This is a genomic window from Halobacteriovorax sp. JY17 (assembly GCF_002753895.1).
In the GTDB taxonomy this organism is placed as follows: Bacteria; Bdellovibrionota; Bacteriovoracia; order Bacteriovoracales; family Bacteriovoracaceae; genus Halobacteriovorax.
In genome coordinates, this window is record NZ_NJER01000001.1 from 817966 (window position 1) to 831382 (window position 13417).

The following is a 13417-nucleotide window of genomic DNA, read 5'->3' on the forward strand; positions in this document are numbered from 1 at the left end:
AAGAAATGAATAACTATCCCTTCTATCTTACATGGACAGCTCAGAAAAATGCTCTCAAGATAGATATTAAGGGCGCAAAGAGCTCATACTATATAACAAGTAGTGATAAGAAATTATATGATCTCTCATCAACAAGCTATCAAGCAGCCTTTGGTCACTCCTACAAACCAATTACAAACGCGATAAAGAAGCAATTGGACAGCCTACCTATTTCAACCCCTAAAGGTATTTTTGATTTAAAAGTCAATGCGACTAATAAACTACTCGATCTCATAGGCCTTCCAGGTAAGATCTTCTACACCATTTCGGGAGCAGAGAGTGTAGAAAACGCCTTAAAAATTGCGAGGCAAATTACGGGAAAGAGTATCGTTCTCGCCAGAGAAAATTCCTATCACGGAGCAACCCTAGGAGCACTCAGTGTCACTGGAGACTGGAGAAATAAAGAACATAGAACAATTGATAATTGGACCAAGAGAATTCCTGATCCAATAGATGATCCAAAGGCAGAGGCCCTTGAAAAATTAATTCAAAAGATTGGAGCTGAGAAGATTGCGGCCATTTGTATTGAAACAATTATTGGGGGCAATGGTGTTTTCAGTGCCCCAAACTCTTGGTGGAAGGCCTTAAATAAACTAAAGTCTAAATATCAATTTCTAGTAATTCTTGATGAAGTCGTTTGTGGGTTTGGAAGAACAGGAAAGCACTTTGGTTTTCAGCACTTCTCTATAAGACCTGATCTCATTTGCATGGCAAAAGTTATTACTGGAGGATACATTCCTTTTGGAGCTGTCTGGACATCAAAGAAGATCTCAAAACTCTATGACAATAAAATACTCTCTTGTGGACTCACTAATTACGCTCACCCTCTAGGTCTAGCGGCCATGAATGCTGTGATGGATGCGATTGAAACAGAAAGCTTTAAAAGAGAATTTAATCTGCTTGAAAATGAATTAATAAAGAGTAAAGAAAAACTAGAAAAACTAAGCAACGTACAAGAAGTAAGACAGGTAGGTCTACTTATGGCAATCGACTTAAAAGAAAAACCTAATTTCTTAGAGTTTACAGAAAAAGAAATTCTTGTGGCCATGGTAGGAAATAGATTAGTCCTTGCTCCCCCTTTTATCATTTCTCCTAGTAAATTAAAAACTCTCCTAGGAAGAATCTACACCATTTTAAAGGAAGTAAATTGATGAAAACAAAAGTATATGAGAACGCAGCTCTCGCCTGCGCTGATATTTCTTCAGGCTCAAGCCTTATGAGTGGAGGCTTTGGTCTTTGTGGAATTGCAGAGAACTGCATTGATGCCATAGCAGAGCTTAATATCAATAACCTCACAGTGATTTCAAATAATATTGGAAACTCTGGAAGAGGCCTAGTTAAAATTCTAGTTCAAAATAAAATATCTAAGGCATATTGCTCTTACGTCGGAGGTAATCCTGATTTAGAGAAGCAAATGTTAGATGGAAGTATTCAAGTAGAATTAGTCCCTCAAGGAACGTTTAGTGAGAGGATTAGAGCAGCAGGTCTTGGAATAAGGGCCTTCTACACTCCAACAGGATATGGAACTCTTGTGGCAGAAGGTAAAGAAACTAAGGACTTTGATAAGCCTTGTATTCTTGAAACAGCTCTACATGGAGACTTTGCCATTATCAAGGCGCAAAAGGGAGATAAGTACGGAAACCTCTGGTTTAAAGAAACGGCGAGAAACTTCTCTCCTCTTATGGCCATGGCCGCGAGGACAACAATTGTAGAGGTTGAAGAATTAGTTGAACTTGGTGAAATTCCTCCTGAAGATATTCACCTTCCAGGAATTTTTGTTCAGAGAATTTTCCAAGGAAGTAATTATAAGAATGATATTGAATTTTTAAAAGTTGAGGAAGAGTAATGACTTGGACTAACGATGAAATGGCAAAAGAAGTAATTGAATTATTCGAACCTCAAAGTTCTGTAAACCTAGGAATTGGTCTTCCTACTCTTGTGGCCCAATATATTCCGAAGGAATTAGAAATAATGATTCATTCTGAAAATGGAGTCCTTGGTGTTAAAGGTCGCCCGAAAAAAGACGAGGTCTCACCTACACTTATCAATGCTGGAAAAGAAACGATTTCAATAAAAGAAGGAGCAAGCTTCTTTGATAGCTCACTCAGCTTTGGAATGATTAGAGGTGGCCATATAGATTACTGTGTCCTCGGAGGAATGGAGGTCGATACAAAGAGATCTCTTGCAAATTGGATGATCCCTGGGAAGAAAGTAACTGGAATGGGTGGAGCAATGGATCTTGTTAACGGATCTCGCTGCGTTATTGTCATGATGTCCCATTTTAGTAAGACTGGATCATCTAAACTTCTCTCAACATGCTCGCTTCCCCTTACAGGTGTAGATGTTGTTGATATAGTCGTTACAGACTTTGGAATATTTAAACCGATTGGTGGAAAATTTGAAATTATTAAATTAGCTAATGGTGTAAAAAGAGAAGACTTGAAAGATTTAGAAATTTATCAGTAGAAATAAAAAAGGGGCCCCCTGCAAAGTGGCCCCTTCTTTCGGCATCCTGCCTCATACGTAATTGACTTCCTGTCATTTACAAATTAAGTATAACCTGTTTTCAAAAAAAAATAAGTAAAAACTTTTCTAGGCAATTCTTTCCAGAGAGTAGCATCAAATAGTCTGATCATATTGACAAAAATTAAATTCCTACTATTCTATTAAGGTAAGAACAAATTAAATAAGTAGTGTCATTATGGGTCCATTCCAAAAATTCTATCATTCAATCAGAGAACTATTCTTTCCAAGTCACTACAAAATACAATCGTTTACCTTCTATGTCCCCTCTCCTCCTATGAGAAAGATTGGCTATAGAGAGAAAGAGTTTGATAAGATTTTCTACACCTTTATTAATAGAGGTTTTCAAATAATAAATTTCTCAACTCAAGCCAATACCAACTCAAAACAGTCGGGAATGTGGATAGTTGTTATTGTAAAGTCACTTAAGAAACAATCGGCTTCTCTAAATTTCGTAGAAGATGAGCTGGCAGAGTTCTCTATCAACCAACAAGAAGAAGCGGACCAGGAAGTAATTGATGGTCTCTACCATTTAAATGATTAAGAAATTTAGCGGCCTCTTTATTATTCTCCCCTTACTGACTAGTTGCGGACTCTTTATAAAACTAGATCAGCCCGATGAAGAAATAGTTTTTAAAAAGAACTTACAAGACAGGATTTGCCATTTAAAAAATGATGAACTAACTCTTGCGACTTCAACCAGTGGTGATCAAAACTTATTTGAAGAAAGAATAGTAATTGCGGCAAAAAAACATAGACTTCAGCCAATAGATGTCTTCGTCATTTGGTCTCTTGTTCAAATGTATATCAGACCCGACAAAGTCTCTCCTGGATCAAACCTACAATTTATTGACTCTAATTCAAAGAAGCCTTTTTATAGCAGCTATAATTTAAATATTAATAAAGATCCAAATCTCTTTTTAAACTCTTTAAAGGATTTACTTAAAAAATATAAATCCAAGAGGTCTCTAAAGTATTTAGCCAGAGTAACGGATGACCTCTCTCCCTACCAAACATCTGTTGACAAAGAACTTGCCACTCTTTTAACAAATAATAAGGGAGCCCTTTCAAGTAACAAACTTCTAGAGACATACTTCTTTAAGGGAGATCAAGTCCTTCGACCAGGAGAAGGTCTTAGAACTTTCAAAATTTGGCCAATAGTGAGTCAAGCGGCTTATAAGAATAATTCATTTAATACTCACCTCTTCTCTTTCACTATCGGAAAAGGAAGAGTTGCAAATTGTAATTTTGATATGCGTATTTATCAAAATGCAGTCTATCTCATTGATAAGAATGCAGGTAATGACTCTCATTCATATTCTATTTCTTACAAGGGAGAAACATTTCTTGGAATCAGCTCTCAAAGACCTAATCTAGAAAAGAATTATTCTACGACTTACACATTCCCACCAAAAGACCTAGGAACGCAGAAAGCTGTCTGCTTCATTAAAACACCTAACTCCAACTTCACAATGATCTCCACCAAAGGTCGCGACAGTGGTCAGCATTTATTTAATATGATTGAGTATAATATTGCCGGAGCAAGTACAGTTGACGAAGTCTTAGCGATGTTAGAATTTCCAAGATATCTCTTTCTTTTAAACCCTGAACGAATGGTCTATGAATCAGATAGATCGACTACTCTACAGACACAAACTTTCTTGAACACTAGCTTTCCAATTTATCATAAATCCAATCTAGGCAATGTATGGATTCACTATAAAAATAAGAAAGAAAGCTCTCTTTTAATTGATGACAGAGTTCCAAATTATAAATCATGCTTGAAGTAATTATTTTCGGCCAGGCCTCACATACACAAATAAAGAAAATTACACTCAAAGAAAGTGATTTAGAAAAAACTATTCTCGAATTTCTACAAGAAAATAAAATCCCCGTTGCAAGTTCTTGCATGGGAGAAGGTATTTGTAAGAAGTGCGTCATCAATGAGAATATCCTAAGCTGCTTTAAGCTAGTAAAAGATATCTACAACTGGGAAAAACCCACTATTTACATCAGTTATTTATAAATATCCCTTGGCAGATAGTTTTTAAGTTCTCTAGAATATCCTTATACAAGGATGTATTTTTTGAAAATGTTAAGGATTATTGCAATCACAATATCTCTGTTCTGTATTAACATAACAGACGCCATGACAATATCTAGCTTCAATATTCGAAATTTTGAAGTTGATGGACCATACTCAACGAATCCAAATTCATTAGAGAAAATTCTAAAAGAAAACATCTCAGATATTTTCGCCTTCCAAGAAATTGTTGATACTGAAAATTTTAAAAGAATCCTTCAAAGAAATCTTCCCAATCACAAATCGATTATTTCTAAATGTGGAGGCTACGGCAGACAGAAGCTAAACTTTGTCTATGATTCAAGAAAATTTAAAGTCCTAGATTCAAAAGAAGACCTGGGTATAACTGGTGGTGAGAATTGTAACTCAGGGGTTCGTCCTCTTCTAAAAATCAGAATTGAAAGTAGGGAAACATCTGAAAAAACTTGGGCACTTCTTGTTCACTTAAAGGCCGGAGCAAATATAAGTGATATCAACTTTAGAAAAGAACAAATTAATTATATTCAAGAAGTTATTAGAAGCTTAGATAATTACTTCATCCTTGGAGACTTTAATACAACACAATACTTTGAAGAAAGTGGTGAGTATTTTCAAAATTTTGTTGAGAGAAATAAGCTTACTCATTCATCATCTCAAGTTGAGTGTTCAAGCTACTGGTGGGGTGGTATCTCTGACGGACTCTACTATCCAAGCTTATTAGACCATATTCTCATCTCTACAAAGCTTGCTAATAAATTTGAGAGAATTGATTTTTCAAATAGAGAGCACTGTAAAATTAATACCTGCCATATCTCTAGCGAATCAGAACTTGGGGATAGCTTTAATAATGTAAGTGACCACTGCCCAATTAGAGCTGAATTAAAAAGGAAATAGAATGAAATACTTATCTTTTGATATAGAGGCCACAGGTCTTGCTGAAAATGACTATATGATAGAATTTGGAATGGTTCCTTTTTGCTCAGAAACAGGGGAGATCGCCCACCACCTAGAGAGAAATTGGTATATCAAGTGTCCAAGTTTTGAAGAGCTAAAACCAAGACTAGACAAATGGGTTATCGACCACAATCAAGAATTGATAACGAAAGCACATGAGGAAGGACAAGATCTTCAAGTATTTAAGAATGATCTAGAACAATACTTACACGATGAAGAAGTTATCGAGTACTTTGGTAAATCAGAAAGGGATAAAATTGTTCTCTTTGGAAAGTCTATGAATGCCATCGATCTTCCTTTCTTAAATAGAGACCTAGGCTGGAACTTTATGCGTGAACACTTCCATCACCAAGTGCTAGACCTATCTAGTGTTGTAAGAAGCTTATGTGATATGAACCTTCTTCCAGAGGCCTGTCATAGTGGCTCAGGCCTGATGAAACACTTTAAGATGGGTGATGTTGCTCATACTGCACTTGAAGATGCTGTCAACACGGCTAAGCTCTATCTACTGATAATGGAGCAAGTAAAGAAGTAGTCTTACTTGGCCTTATAACTTACAAAACTATTTGGATTTAGTGCCCTAGAGTTTCTTCTGATTTCAAAGTGTAGGTGAGGGCCAGTTGAGCGCCCAGTACTTCCTACCAGGGCAATAACTTGTCCCTTATGAACCTTTTGGCCTTTATTTGTATAGTTCTTTGCTGCGTGAGCATAAACTGAAAACAATCCATTCTTATGTGCAACGACAGTAATATTTCCGTAACCACCAAGTTCTTTACCAGAATAGACAACAACTCCAGCATCGACACTAACAATGTGAGCGCCACTTCTAGCAGGAATATCTATTCCATCGTGATGTTTTCCCCATCTTCTCCCAAAACCAGAACTAATTCTTGAACTAGAAGGTACAGGCCATATATATCTTCCACTGGCCATATACTGGGCCGTACTAGCAGGCATTCTAACGCTCTTAGCTCCCATGAGCCCACGTTCTAATGGAACAAAGAACCATTCGCCTACACGAAGTGCCTTCTTATTATTGGCCTCTTCTAGAAGCCATTTATCCACATTGAATTCTTTAGCGAGCTTAGTGTAATTATCACCTTTCCTTATTTGGACATATTGTCCACTTCCCATGTGGGAACAAGAAAAGCTGAGAACTACGAGCGCCATTAAAATGACATAAAATTTCAAAACATTCTCCTAAAAAGTTATGAGATTTCGAATACTTAGTCCATTGACTCTAAGAATTCTCTCCACTTTTTAGGCTCTTCGGTATTTTGTGCTAGTAAATTTAGGGGGGTGAGGGAAATTTTTCCCTCATCTATAGTTGAACAATCTGATCCGATGTCATTATTATGACCGCTATAGTTACCACCAATCCAGTAGTATTCTCTATTTCTAAAATCAGTTCTCTTGTCAATGTTCTCTGAGTACTTTCTAAATCCAAGATGAGTAACTTCTACTCCTTTAATTTCTTCTTCCATCACCTCTGGAACGTTTACATTAATAACTGTCATAGGAGAGATATATTCATGGATATTAGCTAGTACTAACTTCTTAATAAATCTAGCTGCTGTATAAAAGTACTCATCGTTAGGTTTCTTTATTGAAGCGAAATCCATAGCAGAGCTTACAGAGATGCTTGGAATATCGTGGAAAGTTGCTTCTCTAGCTGCTGCGACAGTTCCAGAGTAGTAAATATCTTGTCCCAGGTTTGCGCCTCTATTAATCCCAGAAATAAAGAGATCAACTTTAGACTTCTCTACCAAGTGACCAAATCCCATTAAAGCACAATCCGCAGGGTAACCACTACAACCGTAAATATTTTCTTTAATCTTTACAACTCTAAGAGGATGATCAAGAGTCAGAGTATGGCCTGTAGTAGAGCGCTCTTCAAGAGGAGCAACCATCGTGACATTTGCAATTTCAGATAAAACTTCAAAGAGAATATTTATCCCAGGAGCGTAAACTCCATCATCATTACTAATTACAATATTTAAACTCATTATGATCTCCTAAATCTAGGAGCAATATTGCTAATAATCTATGATTTGTAAAGGGAGACTAGAGGGATAAAGTCTTTAAGTATTGAACATGAGTTTGAACTTTTGCTAAGTCAACATTTCTATAACATATTTCAACTTTATTACTAATCGGAATAGAAATGAGATCAAAATCAAAGTATTTTGAAATCGATGAAAATAAATTACTATCCCAGTCCAGCTCCAGGATAAGGCTGAAGTCATCTCTAGAAAGATGCTTAATAAACTGTGAGTGAAAATTATTGCAGAAGTTATGTAGAACGCCGTCTTCGTGAAGCTTCAAGAGATCTGAAAACTTTAAAACAAGTCCGCTGGCATACTTAGAGTTAACGATTGAATCAAAATTCTTATACTCAAAATTGTAATGCCAAATATAAGGCACTTCAAATTGATCATAGAAGTCAGCGCTCTGTAGATCTGAAAATTCTAAGAAAATATTCTTTAAATTTCTCTTATTAGAGAGATCATCTAAAATTTTCTTTATGACAAAATCGGCTTCATTTTCAAATTGTAGATAAAGGCCTTCATCTAAGGAAAGTTCTTCCTGGAGACTCATAAAGGAATGCTGCTGAAGGAAATTAAAGCTTCGCGCGCGAAAATCAAAAGAGAATTGATCTGTGCCAATTTCTTTTAATCTTTGAATAGTTCTCTTGTCATAGATCCCGCAGACCTTAACTTTTTTATCCATCTCATCTATTATACAAGAAATTGATGGAATAACTCTTTCTGGAAAGAAGTTCCAATTGATTCACAGTGAAATTGATAAGTAGTTATATTCTTAGAGAAGCTGGCCAGTATTTCATCAGAAGTCCCAAAAATTTCAAGTTCAAAGTCTAGATTACACGGGCCATTTACCACGCCCCACGAATTATAGAACTGGAGTGAAACATTCTTGTTCCGGAGCCCCTTAGTCAAGTATTTACTGTCTGGAAAACTGAACTCGATACTCTGCCCATGGATAGGGTTTTCTAAACGGGAAACTTCCCTACCAAGTCTATTGTGAATAAGCTGGTGACCCAGACAAATTCCAATGAGCTTTATCCTCTGCCCAAGAGCATCTAAAATAAGCTTATCTACTAAAGGAAAATATCCCTGGTAGTCAAGAATACTTCCGGGTCCTGGACCTAGAATAATATGTGAAAATTCAGATAATAGATCAACGTTAAAGTTTTTATAATTAACAACATAGGCCTCTATCTCTAACTCTTTAATCATTGAGTAAATATTAAAAGTGAAACTATCTTCAAAATCAATAATTACAACTCTCAAGATTACTCTCCGCCAGAGAAGGAATAGAATTTATTTTCGTTAAAGTTAATATAGAAATTAAAAGCAATAGAATTTTCAATCTCTGTCGTCTTATAAGAAATATCAGATTTCCAACAATTATTAAGAGGTGAATAAATTAGCTGAAAATAAGTTTCTTTCACTTTCTTTTGATCAATGTCGTAACTATATCTTGTATTGAGATCAAATAAATCACTTATCTTAATTCCACCAGTGAGATCTACTGTCTTATTAATTGGTGTTGTAAATGAATCGTATCTAAAAGAGACTCCATAATTTAATCTTTCCAAGGAATGGCTTAGCCCAAGATCAAAAATATGTTCATTATTTTGATGATAGAAGTATTCTGATAAGGAAAAGGAGAAATTACTGAGAGAAAATCCCGTTCCCACATACAGACGAGTAAGCTTATCTAAAGTATTCTCAGTGTTTGCATTTAAATCAATTCCCTGAGAAACATCAAAATAGGCGATCTTACTATAAGAGAAATTATCTCTTAGGTATTTGCCATCACTAAAGACATTAAACTTCTTTGGGTACTTCTTTATGAGAGCATTCGACCACTGTAACTCTAGAGTATTTGAAACAGGAAGTGATGTTCTAGAAGAAACATGTGAGAGTTCAAATTCCTTTTCTCGAACAGAGTCATTTGAATCAAATTGTCCAATACCACTTTCAATTTGGTTAGCGAACTTCTGACTTCCCTTTTGCTTTTGATCTGCAAGATAGTAGTGTTTTAGTTTATATACTTGTGAGTAACGATAGCTATTTCTTGAAATCTTATACTGATCCTCTGTGAAGGATTCATTAATCCTTGGAACACTGCCAACGTGTCCTTCAAATTTAATATCTTCATTTTTTGTTTCAATATTAAGTCCTTCCGATTTCTTAAGATCAATTCTCTCGAGCGGAATATTCTCATCATAAGAGAGACCAAATATTTTACTAATTTCAAAGGATGCTTCGTTCTCATAAACAAAACCACTTTTTACAAATCTCTTATCTGTTTTCTCCTTCGAAAACCAATATTCTTGCCTATCCATAGAAACAGAAGATTTAAAATTCACAGGACCTAAATATCCAAGGTCCCATAAGATTTTTGGCTTCATATTTATACGAGTTGCATTTCGAATATTATTTATTTCATTGAAATGATTTTGCTTAAAGATGGCGCCTTCAGACTTCCACTGAAAACTTAAACTCTTCCCACCAAAGAAATCTCCTTGCCAAAGATAGAATGGTATAGAGTTAAAATTTACCCTTGGAAGTGTTTGAATATAGGAATGATCAAATCCTTTTGAATTATCAAAGAGTAGGTTTCTCTTAAAATCAACTTCAACACCAAAATCAAAGTAGGAATTATAGATATTTAAAAAAGATTCAATTCCAAGATCAGAGCTTCTAATGCGGTCATCATAGAAACTTTGCAAATCTCTTGCCTGGTCTAAATCACTCATGCCACTAATATAAGAGTGAAAATTTACAAAATTATCTAAGAAAGAGTGAACTTCAAGGTCTCCGCCAATTCTCTGAGAATGCCCCCCACTTACTTTATAATCATCTTTTCTAGGAGCCCAGACTCTGTCATTTACTCCAATACTATTGAGCTCTAACCACGACTCTCCTCTAAGGGCCTGTCTAAATTGCAACTCACCACTGACTCCCCTCTTTCCACGCATCATTGGCGTAAAAGTCAAATCATTATGCTCACTCATTGCCCAGAAGTAAGGTATTCCAAAGTGAACCCCTTCGTCTGAATCAAATTTAATTTTTGGAAATAAGAGACCACTCTCACGGTCCTTCTTTATGGGAAGAACGATATAGGGAAGATACATCACAACAACGCCGTTAACTTTTATATAAGCGTGCTTGATTCTAATATATTCATTCTTTGTAATTTCGACTTCTTTCCCTAAGATACTCCAAGACTCTGGGCAGTCTCTACATGTAGTGTACTCGGCCTCTCTTCCTATGAAGACATTTTCAGAAATTTTAGCAAGATACTTCCCAACAACAGTGTAATTAGAGTTAATTATTTTTCCGTTATAAACGCCTAAGTATGATGTCGTAAAATTGTACTCCATCTTTGAGCCAAAGACAGTCATATCACTACTGATATAGCGAACATTACCTAAGACTTCTGCATCTCCAGTCTTAAAAGAAATAGAAGCTTTTTCTCCATAGATAGAATTCGTTTCGTGGTTAATGATGACATTTCCAACCGCTTCAAATTCATTATTCTTTGTTCGCCTATAAGCTTTGTCAGAAAGAACCTGAACTTTATTTCCAAAAGAGAAGTTAACGCGTTTTTCTGCGCATGCAGATTCAAGGCTAAAGAATACTATAGCGAGAATTAAGATATTTTTGAACTTCACCAATGAAGTAGTATGAACCAGTGACAATCCATTGCCCTTTCTTACAATTTAATATGCTATCTAAATAGCTCTTCCAATCCTCAGTGATTGTAACCTCTTCAACATTTGGAATTGATTCAAGAGGTAGTGCTTTTAGATGTTCAAAGCTCGTAACGTTAATCGACTCAAAGAGACAGGGTGCTGACTTAATAATCTCTAAGCTGGCCATGATATCTTCGTTCTTTCTCTTAGAAAAAGCACAGAGAATACTACTTCTATTCCCACTTCTTTGGGAAAGAAAGTAATCTCTCATTTTTCTAATTCCATCAACATTATGAGCACCTATAAAGATAAACTTAATATTCTCAATTGTCACTTCTTCTTGTCTCCCCTTTGTCACACTGCACACAAATTCATTAATTTGCAGAAGCAAGGACTCCCTAGAGAGATCACGGCCAAGAAGAGTATTTATAAAGTATGATGCGAGTAATTTATTTCTAAGAAAGTAATTATCTTCTTCCCTTATAGTTCCGCTCTTAAATAAATCTATAAGATTCTTCTTTCTAGAGAGATAACTTACTTGCTTACTACGAAGATATGCTTGCTCAAGAGAAGAGAAGTGAGGAGAATTCTCTCTACAAATACCCAACTTCTCTTTTAGAATTCCACTTAGGCTACTTCCAAGAAACTCTTCATGATCTTTTGAGATTGATGTGAGTAAAGTGTAATCAGCATCTAAGAAATTAACTGCATCTAACCTACCCCCCAGTCCTACTTCCAAAATGATATAATCTAGATTTCTTTCAACACAGAGAGAGCAAAAGCTAAAGAGAAGAAATTCATAGTAGCTCATCTTCTGATCTTCAACATAGCACTTCTTAAAAGTCTCCTCTAACTCAAGGTGAGATAAGTATTCTGAACCAAACTTAAATCTCTCTGTCACGCTCAAAACATGGGGAGAAGTCCAAAGAGCACATGACTTTCCAATACTAGTCAAATAGTCATTTATATAATGAGCAGTTTGTCCCTTTCCATTTGTTCCGGCAATTGTAATGATCTTACATTTTGATGCTTTAATTATCTTATTAAAGTCTACGAAGTACTGACTAACTTCAGCATGCTTGGGATTGAAGAACTCTGCTCCAAAAAAACCTTGAAGCAGCTCATCTATTGAATCATCTTTGAGTTTATCGTAACTCATCAACTCTTAATTTTGAAAGAAATCTATAAAGTAGCTAAGTTCTTCCTTAAGCTTATGTCTATGAATAATTCTATCCACAAAACCATGCTCTAAGAGAAACTCTGATCTTTGAAAACCTTGTGGTAATGTTTGTCTTATCGATTGTTCAATCACACGAGGTCCAGCAAAACCAATTAAGGCCTTAGGTTCTGCAATATTGATGTCTCCAAGCATAGCGTACGAAGCCGCAACCCCACCTGTTGTTGGATCTGTAAGAATTGAAATGAAAGGAATACCTGCATTCTTAAGTTTTTGTCTGGCCGCTGAAGTCTTCGCCATCTGCATGAGAGAGAGAATTCCTTCTTGCATACGTGCTCCACCCGACGAACAAAGAACAATAGCTGGAATTTTCTTTTCAAGAGCAATATCCATTACGTGAGCAACTTTCTCTCCTGTAACTACTCCCATCGAGCCACCCATGAATTGAAAATTCATCACACAGAGTGCGACCTCTTTCTTGTCAATTTTTCCGGTACCACAGAGTGTTCCATCATAGAGACCAGTTTTATCATAGGCTTCTTTTAATCTATTCTTATATGATTTCTTATCAGTAAATTCTAGAGGGTCAGATGAAGTGATGTCTTCTAAGTGATACTCAAAAGTTCCCTCATCAATAAGAAGATTAATTCTCTCATGAGCACTTAACCTAAAATGATGATCACAGTAAGGACATACTTGGAATGTTTCATCTAACTTGTCACTCTGAACAATTTCAGCACAATTTGTACACTTCTTCCAAAGCCCTGAAGGCGTATTCGTTGAAACTTTCTTAGCACTTTTAAGTTTCGGGTTTTGAACCGTATCAAACCAACCCATAAAGGAATCTCCGTATTTAATTCATATAGTGATAAGGCATGATGATATCTGCTAGCTCTTTAGACAAGGTTTTTTTTAGACGCTAAGTGACAATGCCATC

At 35.9% G+C, this 13417-nt stretch carries 15 protein-coding genes; 8 read left to right on the top strand and 7 right to left on the bottom strand.

Annotation, left to right across the window (positions count from 1 at the left end; all coding sequences use genetic code 11):
* Positions 1-5 precede the first annotated feature (5 nt).
* The 8 genes from CES88_RS03675 to CES88_RS03710 all read left to right on the top strand — a co-directional run bounded on the left by CES88_RS03675 (position 6) and on the right by CES88_RS03710 (position 6113).
* Positions 6-1190, top strand: coding sequence for an aminotransferase class III-fold pyridoxal phosphate-dependent enzyme (locus CES88_RS03675; RefSeq protein ID WP_290731101.1), 1185 nt, complete (start codon positions 6-8; stop codon positions 1188-1190).
* Positions 1190-1885, top strand: coding sequence for a 3-oxoacid CoA-transferase subunit A (locus CES88_RS03680; protein WP_290731104.1), 696 nt, complete (start codon positions 1190-1192; stop codon positions 1883-1885). Before CES88_RS03675 ends, CES88_RS03680 begins: the two co-directional genes overlap by 1 nt.
* Positions 1885-2505 carry a 3-oxoacid CoA-transferase subunit B gene (locus CES88_RS03685; protein WP_290731107.1) on the top strand — a complete coding sequence of 207 codons (621 nt, stop codon included), beginning with the start codon at positions 1885-1887 and terminating at the stop codon, positions 2503-2505. The genes CES88_RS03680 and CES88_RS03685 overlap by 1 nt, the downstream gene beginning before the upstream one ends.
* 235 nt (positions 2506-2740) lie before the next feature.
* Entirely contained in the window at positions 2741-3106 is a 366-nt protein-coding gene (locus tag CES88_RS03690; RefSeq protein WP_290731111.1) for a hypothetical protein, read from the top strand.
* Positions 3099-4352, top strand: coding sequence for a hypothetical protein (locus CES88_RS03695; protein WP_290731113.1), 1254 nt, complete (start codon positions 3099-3101; stop codon positions 4350-4352). Before CES88_RS03690 ends, CES88_RS03695 begins: the two co-directional genes overlap by 8 nt.
* Positions 4340-4588, top strand: a complete 249-nt coding sequence (locus tag CES88_RS03700) for a 2Fe-2S iron-sulfur cluster-binding protein (protein ID WP_290731115.1) — start codon at positions 4340-4342, stop codon at positions 4586-4588. The genes CES88_RS03695 and CES88_RS03700 overlap by 13 nt, the downstream gene beginning before the upstream one ends.
* A 60-nt stretch (positions 4589-4648) precedes the next feature.
* Complete coding sequence (locus CES88_RS03705; protein WP_290731117.1) at positions 4649-5518, top strand: hypothetical protein; 870 nt, start codon at positions 4649-4651, stop codon at positions 5516-5518.
* 1 nt (position 5519) lies between these two features.
* Entirely contained in the window at positions 5520-6113 is a 594-nt protein-coding gene (locus CES88_RS03710; protein ID WP_290731119.1) for an exonuclease domain-containing protein, read from the top strand.
* 2 nt (positions 6114-6115) lie between these two features.
* On the opposite strand, the gene CES88_RS03715 is transcribed toward CES88_RS03710, so the two are convergent.
* From CES88_RS03715 to accD, 7 genes are read right to left on the bottom strand one after another with little or no spacing between them, the layout of a single operon-like run.
* Complete coding sequence (locus CES88_RS03715) at positions 6116-6769, bottom strand: M23 family metallopeptidase (protein WP_290731122.1); 654 nt, start codon at positions 6767-6769, stop codon at positions 6116-6118.
* 35 nt (positions 6770-6804) lie between these two features.
* A complete protein-coding gene (surE, locus tag CES88_RS03720; protein WP_290731125.1) occupies positions 6805-7584 on the bottom strand; it encodes a 5'/3'-nucleotidase SurE in 780 nt (259 codons plus the stop codon).
* A 58-nt stretch (positions 7585-7642) separates the two neighbouring features.
* Complete coding sequence (locus CES88_RS03725) at positions 7643-8308, bottom strand: hypothetical protein (RefSeq protein ID WP_290731128.1); 666 nt, start codon at positions 8306-8308, stop codon at positions 7643-7645.
* An 8-nt stretch (positions 8309-8316) separates the two neighbouring features.
* Positions 8317-8889: an aminodeoxychorismate/anthranilate synthase component II gene (locus tag CES88_RS03730; protein ID WP_290731131.1), complete on the bottom strand. Its 573-nt coding sequence runs from the start codon at positions 8887-8889 to the stop codon at positions 8317-8319.
* 2 nt (positions 8890-8891) lie between these two features.
* Entirely contained in the window at positions 8892-11282 is a 2391-nt protein-coding gene (locus CES88_RS03735; protein WP_290731134.1) for an OstA-like protein, read from the bottom strand.
* The gene (locus CES88_RS03740; protein ID WP_290731137.1) at positions 11239-12462 is read right to left on the bottom strand and encodes a Mur ligase family protein; all 1224 of its coding nucleotides are present in this window, start codon (positions 12460-12462) and stop codon (positions 11239-11241) included. The genes CES88_RS03735 and CES88_RS03740 overlap by 44 nt, the downstream gene beginning before the upstream one ends.
* A gap of 6 nt (positions 12463-12468) precedes the next feature.
* Entirely contained in the window at positions 12469-13317 is an 849-nt protein-coding gene (accD, locus tag CES88_RS03745; protein ID WP_290731140.1) for an acetyl-CoA carboxylase, carboxyltransferase subunit beta, read from the bottom strand.
* Positions 13318-13417 lie beyond the last annotated feature (100 nt).